The sequence below is a fragment of the Fluviicoccus keumensis genome, from assembly GCF_004217445.1.
Lineage (GTDB): Bacteria > Pseudomonadota > Gammaproteobacteria > Pseudomonadales > Moraxellaceae > Fluviicoccus > Fluviicoccus keumensis.
This window is the reverse complement of the sequence record NZ_SHKX01000018.1, coordinates 57,634-72,382: the sequence shown is the minus strand read 5'-3', so window position 1 is coordinate 72,382 and position 14,749 is coordinate 57,634. Positions and strand designations below refer to the sequence as shown.

Below are 14,749 nucleotides of genomic sequence, written 5' to 3'. Positions count from 1 at the left end.
CGCCACCCGATTTTCAAGCCGGTAAAGAGGCCTGAAAAACAGCGACGGCGATTAGTACCTTTCCACCCCATGACTGTCAAGCCGACGGGGTGCGGGAGACACGGACGAAAGCCGGACCCGGGTCCGGCTTCGGCTCAGGCAGCGGTGTCGAGCAGGATGGCCTTCCAGCGGGTCAGCACCTTCCCGGCCAGCGTGCCGTCACCCGCTACGACCGGATGCAGGCGAACGGCGAGCGCCCGTCGTCCGTTGCAGACGATGGTGTTGACGCTGACCGGATAACCGTGGCTGCACGGGGAAGCACAGATGACGCCATCGGTCGCGGGGGCGTCCCAGGCGCCGAGGTTGGTGTAGGAGCCGGCATAACGTCCCGGCGGGGTGGCCACCAGCCGGTACAGCCAGTGAATACCGCGACGGCCGATCCAGCGGCCCAGGTTGACCATGAACCAGACCCGCCAATGCTCCAGCCGTTCCAGCCGGGAGGTCACTTGCTGACGCAGTTCCCCGGGAGTCGAGTTGTCCGCCAGATGGATGGTGACGGCGCTGGCGTGATTCATGCTGTCGCGCTGGCAGGCGACCGCGCCGCGCTGGTTGACCGGGTACAGCCAGGGCATGACGGCTCCCGGAGCGAACAATATCTCCCGCGCGGCGCGATCCGCCGCCCAGAACAGCCAGAAGGTGCTGCGCACGCCCCTGGCCTTTGCTACGGCCTCGATGCGGTCGGTATCCTCGGGGCTCAGCAACAGGGTCACCGGCATATGTGAGGCTTCGGTCGTGCGCTCCGGCTGCAGGGACTGCCAGCGGACGTCCAGCGCCGGGGCTTCCAAAGGCTTGCGGGAAGCGCGGTAAAGCTCCAGCAACGACGGCACATGCGTATCACGCCCCTTGGGCAGGCCGTCGGGGAAATGCAGGCCGCGGGTTTTCATCAGCAGCGCCAGCGCGCCCAGTCCGTCGTAGAAACGGTGCGAATAACGATACCAACGCGGGGAGTCCGCGCCCGGTTCGTAAATGCCGAACAGCATCTGGTCATCAATCCCGAACTTCAGGCGCGCTTCGTACCAGAGGCCGACATAATCGATGTCTTCGGGCGGCTCCGTCGCCATTGGCGTCGCCCGGCGATAGGCTTCGGAATTCAGCAGGGTTTCCGGCAGATCATACATGGGGACGGACATGACGGGCTCTCCATTCACGACAGGGATCAGGAACGACGCGCGCCGTCGACCGGCAGAACCGGCGGGCGGGCGGGATTCATCCAGCGATACGGCAAGCGGATGATGTAGCCGAGACGGGGGAAAGCCCGCAGCAGGTCATCCGTGCAGGTATACATCACCGGCACCACGATCAGGGTCAGCACCGTGGATGTCAGCAGGCCGCCGATCAGGGCGTGCGCCATCGGCGCGCGTTGCTCGGCGCCCTCCCCCAGTCCCAGCGCCAGCGGCAGCATCCCGGCGATCATGGCGGCGGTGGTCATCAGGATGGGACGCAGGCGGGTTTTGCCCGCCTCCAGAATGGCCTGCTCCCGCACCAGACCGCCGTTGATGAGTTCCTGGATGAAGTCGACCAGCAGGATGGCGTTCTTGGTGACCAGCCCCATCAGCATGACGATCCCGATGATGGAGAACATGTTCATGGAGCTGCCGCACAGGAACAGGCCCATGAACACCCCGACCAGAGACAGCGGCAGCGCCGTCATGATGGTCAGCGGCTGCATGAAGCTGTTGAACTGCGCCCCCAGCAGCATGTAGATGAACAGCGCCCCCAGCACCAGCGCGGTGGCGGCGTAACCGATCGATTCCTTCATGTCGTTGTTGGCGCCCTGGGTGACGATGCGGTAACCGGCGGGCATGGCGATGGTGGCGGCGACCTTTTCGATGTCCGCGCCGACATCACCCGCCGGGCGACCGGTGACGTTGCCGGAGAACAGCACTTCCCGGAACAGGTTGCGGCGGTTGATCTGGGCGGAACTGACGGTTTCGCGAACCGACGCCACCTGCCCCACCGTGATCATTTCCGGCTGCCCGGTGATGGGGTTGACGCGGCCGGACGCGACCGGTAACAGGGTGACATCTTCAACGCTCTGGCGCAGGTTGCCGGGCAGGCGCACCCGCACGTTATAGTTTTCGCCGTCGGCGGCCTGCCAGGTGGTGACATTTTCACCGGCGATCAGGGGCCGCAGCGCCGAACCGATGCGCCCCACCGACAGGCCAAGATCCGCCGCGCGCTCGCGGTCAATATCCAGCGACAGCGTCGGACGGGAGGCCTTCATCGAACTTTCCAGGTCGATCAGGCCCGGCACGCCGGCCAGCTTCTGTTCAAACTCATTCGCCAAGCGCTGCAGGACTTGCATGTCATTGCCCTGAAGCGAAACCTGGATCGGCTTCAGGCTGCCCAGCGCTTCCTTCGCCGGGGCCACTGAGTTGACCTCGATGCCGCTGACGGCCTTCAACTGCTCGCGGAAGGCGTTGATCAGCTCTTTCTGCGACAGGGTGCGTTCCTGCTTGGGCTTCAGCAGCACGCGCACCGACGCCTTGTGCTTGCCGATATCCAGACCGGTATTGATGGTGGCGTAGGTATCCAGCACCCCGGGGAACTGGCGCACCAGCAGCCCCACCTGCGCCGACTTCTGCTCGGTATACCCCAGCGTCGATCCCACCGGCGTCGAGAACTTGATGCTGATTTCACTGAGATCGGGTTCGGGCACGAATTCCTTGCCGACAAACTTGGCGAACAACAGCGCCACCGCCAGCGAGCCGACCGCCAACCCGAGGGTGAAGCGGCGGTTGTTCAACGCCCAGAGGATGACCTCGGCGTACTTGTCCCCCAGCCGGTCCAGCAATGCCTGGAAAGCGCGCAGCTTGACGGCCAGCCACGAGTCCCCCTGCATGCCGTGGGCGTCCGGATCACGCCAGCGACTGGACAGCATCGGGTCGAGGGTGAAGCTGACCAGCATCGACAGCAAAACCGCGCAGGAAACGGCAATGCCGAACTGGTAGAAGAAGCGACCGATAATGCCGCCCATGAAGGCGACAGGCAGGAACACCGCCACAATCGTCAGGGTTGTCGCCAGCACGGCCAGACCGATTTCGCGGGTGCCGTCCACCGCCGCCTGGCCGTGGGACTTGCCCATGGCGGCATGGCGCACAATGTTTTCCCGCACCACAATGGCGTCATCAATCAGCAGGCCGATCGACAGCGACAGCGCCATCAGCGTCATCGAGTTCAGGGTCAGGCCAAAGACATGCAGGAAGAAGATGGTGCCCAGCAGCGAGATCGGCAACGTCAGGCCGGTAATGACCGTGGAACGCCAGGAACCGAGGAAGAGAAATACGATGACGATGGCCAGGATCGCGCCTTCCACCAGGGTTTTCTTGACATCATCCAGCGAGGCGCGGATGGAACGGGAACTGTCCGCCACCACCAGCACGCTGGCTCCCTTCGGCAGCGTGGCTTCGATTTCCGGCACCTGCTTGCGCAGGGCGTCAACCAGGGCGATGGTATTGGCTCCGGACATCTTGATGATATCCAGGCTGATGGCGCGGCGGCCGTTAAGCAAGGCCAGAGACTGCAGCTCCTGCTCGCCGTCGACAATCCGCGCCACCTGCCCCAGCGTCACCGACGACTGGCCGCGCTGCGCCACGATCAACGAGGCGAATTCATCCGGAGACGTGATGCGTCCGGCGATTTCCACCATCTTTTCTGAAGTGCCGACCTCCACGGTACCGGCGGGCAGTTGGGCATTCTCAGTCCGCAATGCCGCCATCACTTCATCAATACCGACACCCAACGCTTCCATCCGTTCCGGCATCAATTCGATCTGGATTTCACGCGGCATGGCGCCGACCACATCCACCCGGCCGACACCCGGAATATTCTGCAGCTTGCGCACCACCTGTTGCGTCACCAGTGTGCTGAGTTCCTTGACCGAGACGCCGTCCGCGACAAAGGCCAACGAAAACACCGGCGCTTCATCCGGGCGGAAACGTTCCACCAGCGGCTCCTTCACTTCCGGACGGAAGCGGACCTTGACGGCGGCGATCTTGTCGCGCACATCCTGCACCGCCACTTCGATGGGCACGCCCAGCACGAATTCCACGGCAATCCGCGAGCGGCCCTCAAACGAGGTCGAAATGATGCGCTTGACGCCGGGCACCGTGTTGATGGCGTCCTCGATGCGGCGGGTAACGTCGCTTTCCACCACGGCCGGGGATGCGCCCGGATAATCCGTGGTGATTACCGCGTACGGAAACTCGACATTGGGGTATTCCTCAACGCTGAGATCACGCCACGCGAACAGGCCCAGCACCATGAACGCCATCATCATCATGGTGGCGAAGACGGGATAGCGGATACACAACCGGGTCAGCCACATGATCAGTGCGCTCCGGTCAGACGAACCGCTTTTCCTTCATTTTCGGGCAACGGCGGCGCCAGCAGCACGCGCTCGCCGGCGTTGAGGTTACCAGTGACCAAGGCCAGACCGCGCTCGTCGTTGCGCATGGCGATCTTGACGTTGCGCGCCTCCAGATGACTGTTGGCAACGGCATGCACCCGCCAGCCCGCCCCCACGGCCTGCAAGGACGACACCGGCACGGCCAGCCCCTGCATGGCGCGGTCATCGCGCACCAGCCCCTTGGCGAAAACCCCGGCGCGGAGCAAGCCGTCCTGGTTATTCACCTGCACATAGACCGGCACACGGCGGCTGCCGGTGCGGGCTACGGGATTGATGCGGACAATGCGGCCCGCAAACGTCTTGCCGGGGAAACCGTCCACTTCGAAATTGACGACCTGGCCGGTATGAATCGCCGTCATGTCCGCATCCGGAACCATTGCCTCCAGTTCCATCAACCCCAGGTCCACCACCTTCAGCATCGGCGTGCCGGGCGCGACCGATTGTCCCGGCTCGACCAGACGTTCAGCGACGCGGCCATCAAAGGGCGCGCGCACCACGGCGTCAGCCATCTGCTGACGGATTTGCGCCAGCGAGGCTTCGGAGGCGCGCACCTGGGCGTTGCGGATTTCCACCTGGCGCTGGGCGTTGCTGACATCGTTGTCCGACACGTAATTTTGTTCGCGCAAGGGACGCATTCTTTCCAGCTTGTCCGCCGCCATCAGCGCCTCGGCGCGGTTGCCCTGCAAGGAAGCTTCCGCCTGCATGGCGCGCAGCTTCAGGTCGCGGGTATCCAGCGACGCCAGCACTTGTCCGGCGCGGACCAGTTCGCCGGCGCGGGCGGCCACCATCATCACTTCACCGCCGGTGCGGGCGTTAAGCACGGCCTGATGCAGCGGATTCAGGCTGCCGGTCACGGGCACATCCTGCGCCAGGCGCACTTGCTTCACCACCGCCAGATCGGCGCCGGTCAGTTGCAGCGGCTGAACCGCCGGCGTCATCTTGCTGCGCGACTCCTGCGGCCACCAGGCCACCAGCGCCACAGCCACGCCGACGGCGCCGTACTTCAGCCAACTGGCCGGGATATAGGTTTTCTGACGGGTAATCACCAGACGAGTCATTCAGAGTCTCCCGCTTTCATAAAAGGGAATCAGGCCGGCATCGAGCACCGGCTGGGCGGCGCTGTCGAACGCCACGGTGTATTGGTGGGCGCGCATGGGCAACGACCGGAACCGGCTGACCGCCGGTTGCCGGGGATCGTTATCCGCCAGCGTCAGCGTCATGGCGCGCGAGCCGCGCCGGCGTGTCAGTTCCCAGGCCGCCTGCAACAGGGCGCTGAAGGCCGTAAGGTCATCCGGCCGGGTCAGGGGGGAATGCAGCGCGAGGTAATCAAAGGCCTGCCCGGCCGCGGGCAGGTAAATGCCGCCCGCCAACGCGCTCCACAGATTCCAGAAGGGCCGCAGCAGCGCCAGACCGAGGCTGTAGCGGACCACACGCGTCTGTTTGAACGCTTTCTGGTTCCAGACGCCGATCAGCCCGCGCAGCTCACCGCCCTCCTCCACCAGCAGGAAATCGCCGATGGACAACCCCTGGAAAAACGGGTCGCCGGTCAACAGGCCGTTAAAATCGTAATCAGGCAGAAACTGGTAGTGAGCCGCCATGCGGGCCACCAACCGGTTCATGGCGGGGATATCGCGCTCGGTCGCCGCGCGCACCGGCGGCAGGCCGCCCGACTGAGGGCTGCGCAGCCCGGTCAGGGTATGGGTAATGATGGTGCCGACATGACGGTAATCCGGCAGCCCGGCGCGGCCGCCTTCAAAGCTGCTGCGGGAGCGCTGGTTATCTTCGAGGATGACTGACAGATACCATTCCCGCCCAAGCAGCTCCTTGGTGGAGCGGTTGATGTACAGCAGCACGCGGCCGCCCTGGGCCTCCGGAGCAATCCGCATGTCGGCGCCGTAACGGAGCTGCTCGACCTTGCCGTTCAGGTAGACGCCGCGACGACCCAGGTTGTAGACCGCCACGACCGCCTCATCCTGCTTGCGGGTCACGACCATCAGCTCCGGCTGCCGGTACATCACCGCCGCCGACGCGAAATAATCAGGCGCGCGCTCGAAGGTCATCATCAGGCCCGAGGAAGGCTGCGGCACATTGAACAAATGCTGCAGGGCCGGATTGTCTTCCGGACGCCCGGCGCGCACGGCGAAGCTGCTCATGCCGCCCCCGCGGCTTCCGCACGCGCCGCCAACCGCAGGCCCGGCTCCGGCAACACCCGGCAGAACGCTTCGCGCGTCACCTTGCGCACCGGCTCGGGCTTGATATTGCCTTCAATCATGCCGCCCGCCATGGCAATCTGCTGGTACAGCTGCCAGCCGTCCGCCACCACCACGGCCGTGGCGGGCTGAAGTTGTTGCAGGTCGCGCGCCAGCGCATAGTGGAAGTGCCCCTTCAGCGCCTCCTCCACATCACGTCCTACCTGCTCCTGAAAGATCGGCTCCAGCGTCCTGCCGGCCTGACTGAAAATGGCGATGTACGCCGATTTGCCGCGACCCTGGCCATCCATCGCCAGCAGCGTGACCGGCTCAAGCCCGTGATGGGAAGCCACGCCCTGCAAGGCGGCGCGCGCCGCATCAGGCGACATCTTTTCACCCACCAGATCGACGCCGTTGCGACGGCCGAGGAAAGTGAAGCAGGGAACCCCGCCCCACATTTCAGATACCACCATCCGGTCGTCCAGCTGATAGCGCAGCAGGCCGTTGCCGCCGGAAAGGATGGGGCTGACTTCATCCCCTTCGCGCAGTTCCCAGGGCGCCAGAATGCGGCCGGACTGCAGATCCTCGAATTCGTAGACATGGCTCTGGTACGCCAGCGGGTAGTGGCCGTCCACGGGGATCGTCACCACGCCCTCGGTTGCCCACAGGCCCTTGCCCTCGAAGCCCGACTGGGGCAGGCGCTGGCGCAATTGCTCCGCCCACGGCGAGGCATCGGCGGTATCCCAGGCGGACACCAGCGCCAGATCCGGCCACAGGACGCGGGCGGCGTCGTGCGGACTTTCTTGCAGCGCCTTCACCAGCACCATGGCCCGGGCCGGGTTGCGCGGCGCTTTCAGCGAGGACAGCGCCGGCTGGCGGGCGCCCCAGGACCCCGAGGACAGCACGCGGACAATTTCATCCCCCCACGCGGGCAAGGAGTCCAGCATTTGCAGGGCAAAGGTCGGGCTCCACACCGACAGCATGCGCAAGTCGGCGCGCGCCGTCAGATAGCAGAGCGAGGCGAACATGGCGTCGCCGGGACTGGCCGCCAGGGCCACATCCGGTGACACCGCCTGGGCATGGGACGCCAGCCAACGCTTCGCGCCGCCCATCAGCTCGCTGTCGTCGTTGAGGTTGCCGCGCAACTCTTCGTGCTGGTTTTGCGGCAGCCACGATACCGACCAGTAATGCGCCCCGCCCTTCAAACCCGGATAGCGGCGGTACATGCTGGCCAGCCACGGCCCGATTGCCCCATCCAGCTCCTTGAGAAAGGCGCGGGTATACGGAATCATTTTCAGTTTTTCGGAAGAACCGCTGGTGGGCTGGTAACGCACCACCGGACTGCCGGTCAGGTTCTGCCGCCCCTGACGCTGATCACGGATCGCGGCCTGCCAATCAGCATAGCGGGTAACGGGATAGGTATTGCGGAACGACTCCCAGGAGGGAATCTCGCCCTGCCAGGGCGGTGAAATCCGCGTGGAAGCGACTTGCTGCAACAACTGCTTCAGCTTGCGGCGCTGGACGGCTTCCAGCTGAAAACGCTGGTCACGAAAGCGCACATAGGAACGGGCGCAGGCGGCGGCCATGGCGGCATGGGTCATACGGCTCAGCATGATCGGACTCCCGGAACAGAAAAGGGCAAAACCCCGGCCTCCCACCCTCATAGGCGACCGGGGTTCCAACCACAGGGCTCAGGCGCTCCGACGGAGCTGAAAGGTATTGGCGCCCGGGGCGTCCACCGCATGCAGGCGCGGAACGGCAGCGGCAGCCTCGGCGGCGCGACGGGCGTCTTCGCGCCCCTTGCTGGCCGCCTTGTTGGCAAAAACGTAGGCGTAATTGGCCAGCGCTTTCCAGTCAAAAACCCCCACGCACGGCAGTTCGGTGCCGCGACGCCATTCCGGATTGCGCTCTTCGAAGAAGCGGATGGCCGGGGTGGACAGGCGCATTTCATCCGTGATTTCCGCCACATCACCCTTCAGGCACTGGTAGTCCTGACCGAAATCGAGAATGCGCTTCTCGCGGTCATAGAATTCGGGGAACATCTCGTTGCAGTAGGTATCCACCACATCGGACAGATCATCGCCATGATTGCCGCGCGGATTCGGATAGAACTCGAGGAAGTTGTTGGCCAGCAACAGGTAGGTCTTGAAACCCTTGGATATCAGCAGCCAGTAGATCGGCTGGCGCGGATAGCGGATTTTTTCGGCCAGCATGAATTTGGTGAACGCGATCTGCAGCACGCGCGACCCCCAATAGGCGCGCTCGATAATGGTGTCGCCGCTGAAGACGCCGCGCGACTTCTTGCCGCGAATGACCATATCGCTGGACACGATGGTGGAAAAGCCCACGATCAGGTTGTCGCTCTTGCGGCGGATCAGGAAAGCGCCGGTCTTCTTGCTCAGGTCACGCAGGAAAAGATCCCAATCGGTGCGCTCGTAATAGCGCGAATACACGGCGTACATCTGGCGGATGTCAATGACGGAAATGCGGGACAACGGATAGTAAGACGCCTTCAAAGCCTCACGGCTGTGGGAAAGTTCCATGGTCATTCTCGTTCTGTCTTATAGTTAGAATAATCAGGCCCCCAAACGATCCGGTGTCGGCAAATGAGGACATGTGTGCAGTGGGGTGCATTTTCGTCGGCTTTTTGCTACCGGTCATCCCCAAAAGTGGCCAAATGCTTTGCATAATCGGCCAAACCGGGTGAACGGTGGCCGTTTTTGCCCCGCCCGCAAAATCGGCGATATACTCGCCGTCATAACAAGAAACAGGTCCAGGACCACATGCAAGAGTTACCGTTCGTACCGGTCATCTACCTGCTGAAGCTGGTAGAACTGATGGAAGAAGAGCACCTGCGCACCGATGTCATCCTGCGGGAGTGCGGCATTAGCCAATCTCTGCTGAGCAAGCCGGAGGTGTATCTGTCGGTGCACCAGAGCCGCGCCGTGATGCAGAAATTCCTGGGGCTGACTTCGCTCAGCCAGCCCGGCATCCGCTACGGCTATCGCTTGGACATGCTGACGCACGGCCTGTTCGGCTTTGTCTTCCTGTTCCGCGGCAATTTCCATGACTTGATGGACCAGGTGGTGGGCTACATGCGCGTCCGGATGCCGTTGATCAAGCTGGACATCCGCCACGAGCCTGACTTCATTGGCATTACCGTCGACTGCGCGCTGCGGCAACCCGAAGTCGAGGCCTTCCTGACCCAGACCATTCTCGGCAGTTACTACAAGCTAGGTTCGCTGGTCACGCGCAATGTCACGCTGCATGTCCGCCCGGGCATCTTCACCGACACCCGCAACCTGCAGACGCTGCTGCCGATTCCCATCCAGTTCGACCACCCGGTCAACGAAATCCGCTTTCATGTCAGCGAAGCGGGCGCCGCGACCGAAAAACCGCAGCCGACCGACGAGAGCGAAGCCATCGAAACCGATTTGCCGGGCATCGTGGTGCGGCTGCGGCAATACATTCTCAGCCACGTCGGCGAGCCGCTGGCCACCGAGGACGCCGCCTCGCACCTGGGCATGAGCGAACGCACCCTGCGGCGGCGTCTGGCGGAAGGCGGCCACAATTACCACCAGATCCGGCTGGACGTGCGCATGAGCGCCGCCCTGCGCTACCTGCAGACCTCGCACCTCAGTATTGAGCGGATTGCCGGGATTGTCGGCTACAGCGATCAGGCCACGTTTTCGCGGGCTTTCCTGAAATGGCATGGGGAAACCCCGGACGCGGCCCGGCGCAAGACCTTGAAGCAATATGTGAAGAAAAATGAATGAGCGCGGCGGCCGCCGCTAGACAAACAGCCGCCCCAGCAAGGCGGTGACGGCCGTTTCCACCCGCAGGATGCGCGGGCCCAGATGTACCGGCTCAAAGCCCTGACGAACCAGCAGATCCACCTCGTAAGGAATGAAGCCGCCTTCCGGACCGATGGCCAGGGTTACCGGAGCGTTCAGTCCCACCGGACAGGCCGTCTCCGCAACAGGGTGCGCCACCAGGCGGCGACTGCCATCTGCCAGCGCAGGCAGCCGGTCCTCGGCAAACGGCTTGAAGCGCTTTTCCAGCAACACCTCCGGCAGCACCGTATCCCGCCCCTGCTCCAGCCCCAGCAACAGTTCCTCGCGGATCGCTGCCGGCTGCAGGAAGGGACTGTCCCAGAAGCTTTTTTCGACGCGGTAGCTGTTCATCAGCACCAAACGCTGCACGCCCATGGTTGCCACGGTTTGCAGGATTCGCTTCAGCATTTTGGGACGGGGTAACGCCAACAGCAGCGTCAACGGCAGGCGTGGCGGCGGCGGCTGATCCAGCCGCAGGGAAAACAGCAGCCGGTCGGGGGACTGCTCCTCCAGCGTTCCTTCCCCCATCAATCCGTTGATCAGGCCCAGACGCAGCGTTTGCCCCACTTCCGCACGATGGATCTCCTGCACATGACGCAGGCGACGCCCGGTCAGACAGGCGGTTTGCGCATCCAGCAGATCACCGGGTTCCAGCAGGATCAGGTTCATGCCCGGCCGCCTTCCGACAGCAGGCGGCTGACCAGGGCCATATGGCGCGACAGGGCGCCCCGGTTGTCCGCCACCACGCGCGCACCGGCGGCACCGGCCGCGCGCGCCTGCTCTGGAGCGGACAGCCACTCGGTCAGGCGGGCCTGCAATTCCAGGGCGTCCGACGCCTGCACCAGCGCACCGGCCTGTATCAAGGTATCGGTAATCTGCTGGAAATTGAACATGACCGGGCCGGTCAGCACCGGCACCGACAGGGCGGCCGGCTCCAGGGGATTATGCCCGCCCACCCCGACCAGCGAGCCGCCGACAAAGGCCACATCGGCCAGCGTCAGCCAAAGCAACAATTCACCCACGCTGTCGCCCAGCAATACCTGGGTATCAGCGGCCACCGGCTGCTGCAGGCTGCGCCGCACATAGCGCCAGTCCTGCTTTTGCAACAGATCGGCCATGCGGTCGAAGCGCTCGGGATGACGCGGCACCAGAATCAGCAACAGCTCCGGAAAACGCAGGCGTACCTGCCGGAATACCTCCAGCACCACCGCGTCCTCGCCTTCATGCGTGCTGGCCGCCACCCACACCGGACGGCCGGTCAGTCGCCAGGCCTCACGCAAGGCGGCGGCGCGCTCTTCCAGGTTGTCGGGCAAGGTCAGGTCAAATTTGAGGCTGCCGGTCACGGTCGTCCGCGACTCCGGCATGCCCAGCCCGCCGAATCGCCGCGCCGTGTCCGCATCCTGCGCCGCCAGCATCGACAGGCATTGCAGCATCGGCCGCGTCAGGCCGGACACCCGGCCGTACCCCCGCGCCGACCGCTCGGACAGGCGCGCGTTCGCCAGCAAGACGGGTATGCCGCGCTGCTTCAATTCGTGAAGCAGGTTCGGCCACAACTCGGTTTCCATCACGATGAACAGGCGCGGCCGCGCACGGTTCAGAAAGGTCCGCACCGCCCAGGGAAAATCATAGGGCAGGAAACATTGCGCCACCTTGCCGCTCCACAACGCCCGGGTGCGCTCCGCCCCGGTAGCGGTGGTATTGGTAACCGTCAGCGGCAACTCCGGATAATCCTTCAACAGGGCATTCACCAGCGGTTGCGACGCCAGCGTTTCACCCAGCGACACGGCATGCACCACCAGCCCGCCGGACGGCAAACCGGGCGCCATCCCGAAACGTTGCAGCCGGTTTTCACGGTAACCGGGCGCGCGGCGGCCGCGCCAGTACAATCGCAGCAGGATGAACGGCAGTAGCACGTGTAAAAGCAGGTTGTAAAACCAGCGCGTCATGTTGTGAAACCCGGAAAACGAGGGCATGATTCTAGCCTGAACGCTGCGCCGGCGGATACCGGCCCGCCCTGCCAAACCTCTTTCCTGGACACTGTACCCATCTATGGACACCGTGGCGGTTGATTGCCTGATTCTGGGAGGCGGCCTGAGCGGCCTCTGGTTGCTGAATGTGCTGCGCAATGCCGGTTACAGCACCCTGATGATTCATGATGACCGCGAGCTGGGCGGACTGCAGTCGCTGAACAGCGCGGGCCTGGTGCACGGCGGATGGCGGGTGGGCGTCAACCTGCTGAATCGCCGCGAGCAGTTGCAAGACATGCCCGCCCTCTGGGAAAACTGCCTGCGCGGCAGCGGACTGCTGGATCTGCGCGGCGTCACCATCCTCTCTCCCGAACAGCATCTGTGGAGCCCCGGCGACTGGCGTTCCCGCGCCAACCTGCTGCTGGCGGCCGCCAATACCGCCGGGAAGGTGCGCCGTCTGGGCCGCGACCATTTTCCGGGCCTGCTGCGCGGCTCCGGCTTCAGCGGCGATGTCTACAGCCTGGAGCATCCGGTGCTGGACGCCGTATCGCTGCTGGAGGTGCTGGCCAAGCCCCACCTCGACTGCATTTATCAGGCCGGACAGCAGGATGTGCATATCCAGACCGATGACCTGCATGTCAGCAAGGCGGTCTTCATCCGCAAGGGCAAGGTGCAGCTGCGCATTCACCCCCGGCAGGTCTTCCTGACCGCAGGCGCGGGCAACGCCGCCCTGCTGCAGGATATCGGCGTCAACCGGCCGCTGATGGCCCGTCGCCCCATTCACATGGTCTGTGTCCAGCAGCCCGACCTGCCCGCCTTCTACGGCCATTGCTACAGTGAAAACCGGCGGCCGCGGCTGACAATCACGACTCACACCCATGCCAACGGCGACAGGCTGTGGTATGTCGCGGGCGGTGTGGCGGAAGAAGGGGTAAGCCGCGATGAAACCCTGCAAATCCAGGCGGTCAAAGCCGAACTGAAGACACTGTTACCCTGGCAGAACCTGCAGGGGGCCCGCTTCCGCAGCTTCCTGATCGACCGCATCTATCCGCTCGAAAGCCTGCCCTGGCAGCCGGCGGAGGCTTTCGTCCGCCCCTTCGGTAACAACTGGCTGGTCTGGCCGACACGGCTGGTGCTGGCCCCGAACGCCGGGCGACAGGTGCTGGCCGGGCTGGCCGAGCACCGGTTTGAACCATCGTTGCCGCAACCGGAAAACCTGCCGATGGAGCGCACCCGTCCGGGACGGCCCCTGTGGGACAAACTCTAGTCTCCCCCGCAAGTCCTTGGGATTTGCTACCATCACCGTTTTTGCAACCGGCCTCCCGGACTCCATGAACAACGGCGAATTCCCCCTGACCCTGCTGCACCCGCGCTACTGGCTGATCTGGCTGCTCCTGGTGCCTTTCCTGCTGCTGGCGGGAGCGCTGCCCTGGACAGTGCAGCAACGGCTGGGACGGGGTCTGGGCTGGCTGGCCTGGAAGCTGGTGGCGCAACGCCGCCACGACGCCGAAACCAATATCCGTCTCTGTTTTCCCGAAAAATCCCCGGAAGAGCAGACCGCCATGGTGCGCGATATCTTCCGCAACGGCGGCCTGTCGTTGTTTGAAACCGCGAATGCCTTCGTGCGGCCGATGGGCTATTACGACGACCTCGTCAGCATCGAAGGACTGGAACATCTGAAAGCCGCCTTGGCGGAGGGGCGCGGGGTGTTGCTGCTGGGCGCGCATTACAGCTTCGTCGACCTCTGCGGCCTGCTGGCCATGCGCTTCTTCCCGGTGGATACCGTCTATCGGCCCCAGAACAACCCGGCGCTGGAATGGCTGGTGCGCCGCCTGCGTCGCCGCATTTACGGCTATCAGATCGATCACGACAACATGCGCCTGTTGGTGCGGGCGTTGAAGGAAAACCACGTCGTCTGGTACACGCCCGATCAGGATTTCGGCTTGAAGCAAGGCGTCTTTGCCCCCTTCTTCGGCATCAACGCCGCCACGCTGACCTCCCCGCGCCGCCTGCAAAAGATCAATCATTCGCCGGTGCTTTTCATCCACTTCCGTCGCCGGGGGTTGGAAGAGCAATATGAAATCATCATCACGCCGCCGCTGGAACCCTTCCCCACCGACGACGCCGTGGCCGACGCCACCCGAATGAACGCCGTGCTGGAACAGTTGATCCGGCGCAGCCCCACGCAATACCTGTGGTATCACCGCCGCTTCAAGACCCGGCCCGCCGGTGAATCCCCCCCTTATCGCAAGAAGCGGCGGGAGCTCCGCGAAGAAGCCCGCCTGCGCCAGGAGAACCGGCCATGAACCGTCG

The 14,749-nt window shown here is 64.0% G+C and carries 11 protein-coding genes; 3 read left to right on the top strand and 8 right to left on the bottom strand.

From position 1 onward, the window contains the following. Positions 1-134 precede the first annotated feature (134 nt). The 6 genes from EV700_RS16715 to EV700_RS16690 all read right to left on the bottom strand — a co-directional run bounded on the left by EV700_RS16715 (position 135) and on the right by EV700_RS16690 (position 9,179). Positions 135-1,169 (bottom strand): hypothetical protein, encoded by a 1,035-nt coding sequence (locus EV700_RS16715; protein WP_130415951.1) that lies wholly within the window; start codon positions 1,167-1,169, stop codon positions 135-137. A gap of 26 nt (positions 1,170-1,195) precedes the next feature. After that, the gene (locus EV700_RS16710; protein WP_130415949.1) at positions 1,196-4,366 is read right to left on the bottom strand and encodes an efflux RND transporter permease subunit; all 3,171 of its coding nucleotides are present in this window, start codon (positions 4,364-4,366) and stop codon (positions 1,196-1,198) included. A gap of 2 nt (positions 4,367-4,368) precedes the next feature. After that, on the bottom strand, positions 4,369-5,505 hold the full coding sequence (locus EV700_RS16705; protein ID WP_130415947.1) for an efflux RND transporter periplasmic adaptor subunit: 1,137 nt from the start codon (positions 5,503-5,505) through the stop codon (positions 4,369-4,371). Next, positions 5,506-6,600, bottom strand: a complete 1,095-nt coding sequence (locus tag EV700_RS16700) for a hypothetical protein (RefSeq protein ID WP_130415945.1) — start codon at positions 6,598-6,600, stop codon at positions 5,506-5,508. It lies immediately after the preceding gene. Next, a complete protein-coding gene (locus EV700_RS16695) occupies positions 6,597-8,249 on the bottom strand; it encodes a GH3 family acyl-acid amido synthetase (RefSeq protein ID WP_242610304.1) in 1,653 nt (550 codons plus the stop codon). The genes EV700_RS16700 and EV700_RS16695 overlap by 4 nt, the downstream gene beginning before the upstream one ends. Before the next feature lie 78 nt (positions 8,250-8,327). Continuing rightward, a complete protein-coding gene (locus tag EV700_RS16690; RefSeq protein ID WP_130415941.1) occupies positions 8,328-9,179 on the bottom strand; it encodes a hypothetical protein in 852 nt (283 codons plus the stop codon). Between the two features lie 240 nt (positions 9,180-9,419). Between EV700_RS16690 and EV700_RS16685 the strand changes: the two genes are divergently transcribed. Then, positions 9,420-10,412: a helix-turn-helix transcriptional regulator gene (locus EV700_RS16685; protein ID WP_130415939.1), complete on the top strand. Its 993-nt coding sequence runs from the start codon at positions 9,420-9,422 to the stop codon at positions 10,410-10,412. Between the two features lie 15 nt (positions 10,413-10,427). Here EV700_RS16685 and EV700_RS16680 read toward each other — a convergent pair whose 3' ends face one another. Beyond that, positions 10,428-11,138 carry a 16S rRNA (uracil(1498)-N(3))-methyltransferase gene (locus tag EV700_RS16680; RefSeq protein WP_130415937.1) on the bottom strand — a complete coding sequence of 237 codons (711 nt, stop codon included), beginning with the start codon at positions 11,136-11,138 and terminating at the stop codon, positions 10,428-10,430. After that, positions 11,135-12,415 (bottom strand): lipid IV(A) 3-deoxy-D-manno-octulosonic acid transferase, encoded by a 1,281-nt coding sequence (waaA, locus tag EV700_RS16675; protein WP_130415935.1) that lies wholly within the window; start codon positions 12,413-12,415, stop codon positions 11,135-11,137. The genes EV700_RS16680 and waaA overlap by 4 nt, the downstream gene beginning before the upstream one ends. 103 nt (positions 12,416-12,518) lie before the next feature. Between waaA and EV700_RS16670 the strand changes: the two genes are divergently transcribed. Both EV700_RS16670 and lpxL read left to right on the top strand, forming a co-directional pair. Continuing rightward, on the top strand, positions 12,519-13,703 hold the full coding sequence (locus EV700_RS16670; RefSeq protein ID WP_130415933.1) for an FAD-dependent oxidoreductase: 1,185 nt from the start codon (positions 12,519-12,521) through the stop codon (positions 13,701-13,703). 64 nt (positions 13,704-13,767) lie between these two features. Beyond that, positions 13,768-14,742, top strand: coding sequence for an LpxL/LpxP family Kdo(2)-lipid IV(A) lauroyl/palmitoleoyl acyltransferase (gene lpxL / locus EV700_RS16665; RefSeq protein ID WP_130415931.1), 975 nt, complete (start codon positions 13,768-13,770; stop codon positions 14,740-14,742). The last annotated feature ends 7 nt before the right edge of the window (positions 14,743-14,749 follow it).

What these genes read in the sequence shown, in the direction of transcription:
- EV700_RS16715 (WP_130415951.1), bottom strand. Translation starts at nt 1,169, where the DNA reads ATGTCCGTCCCCATGTATGATCTGCCGGAAACCCTGCTGAATTCCGAA.
- EV700_RS16710 (WP_130415949.1), bottom strand. Translation starts at nt 4,366, where the DNA reads ATGTGGCTGACCCGGTTGTGTATCCGCTATCCCGTCTTCGCCACCATG.
- EV700_RS16705 (WP_130415947.1), bottom strand. Translation starts at nt 5,505, where the DNA reads ATGACTCGTCTGGTGATTACCCGTCAGAAAACCTATATCCCGGCCAGT.
- EV700_RS16700 (WP_130415945.1), bottom strand. Translation starts at nt 6,600, where the DNA reads ATGAGCAGCTTCGCCGTGCGCGCCGGGCGTCCGGAAGACAATCCGGCC.
- EV700_RS16695 (WP_242610304.1), bottom strand. Translation starts at nt 8,249, where the DNA reads ATGCTGAGCCGTATGACCCATGCCGCCATGGCCGCCGCCTGCGCCCGT.
- EV700_RS16690 (WP_130415941.1), bottom strand. Translation starts at nt 9,179, where the DNA reads ATGGAACTTTCCCACAGCCGTGAGGCTTTGAAGGCGTCTTACTATCCG.
- EV700_RS16685 (WP_130415939.1), top strand. Translation starts at nt 9,420, where the DNA reads ATGCAAGAGTTACCGTTCGTACCGGTCATCTACCTGCTGAAGCTGGTA.
- EV700_RS16680 (WP_130415937.1), bottom strand. Translation starts at nt 11,138, where the DNA reads ATGAACCTGATCCTGCTGGAACCCGGTGATCTGCTGGATGCGCAAACC.
- waaA (WP_130415935.1), bottom strand. Translation starts at nt 12,415, where the DNA reads ATGACGCGCTGGTTTTACAACCTGCTTTTACACGTGCTACTGCCGTTC.
- EV700_RS16670 (WP_130415933.1), top strand. Translation starts at nt 12,519, where the DNA reads ATGGACACCGTGGCGGTTGATTGCCTGATTCTGGGAGGCGGCCTGAGC.
- lpxL (WP_130415931.1), top strand. Translation starts at nt 13,768, where the DNA reads ATGAACAACGGCGAATTCCCCCTGACCCTGCTGCACCCGCGCTACTGG.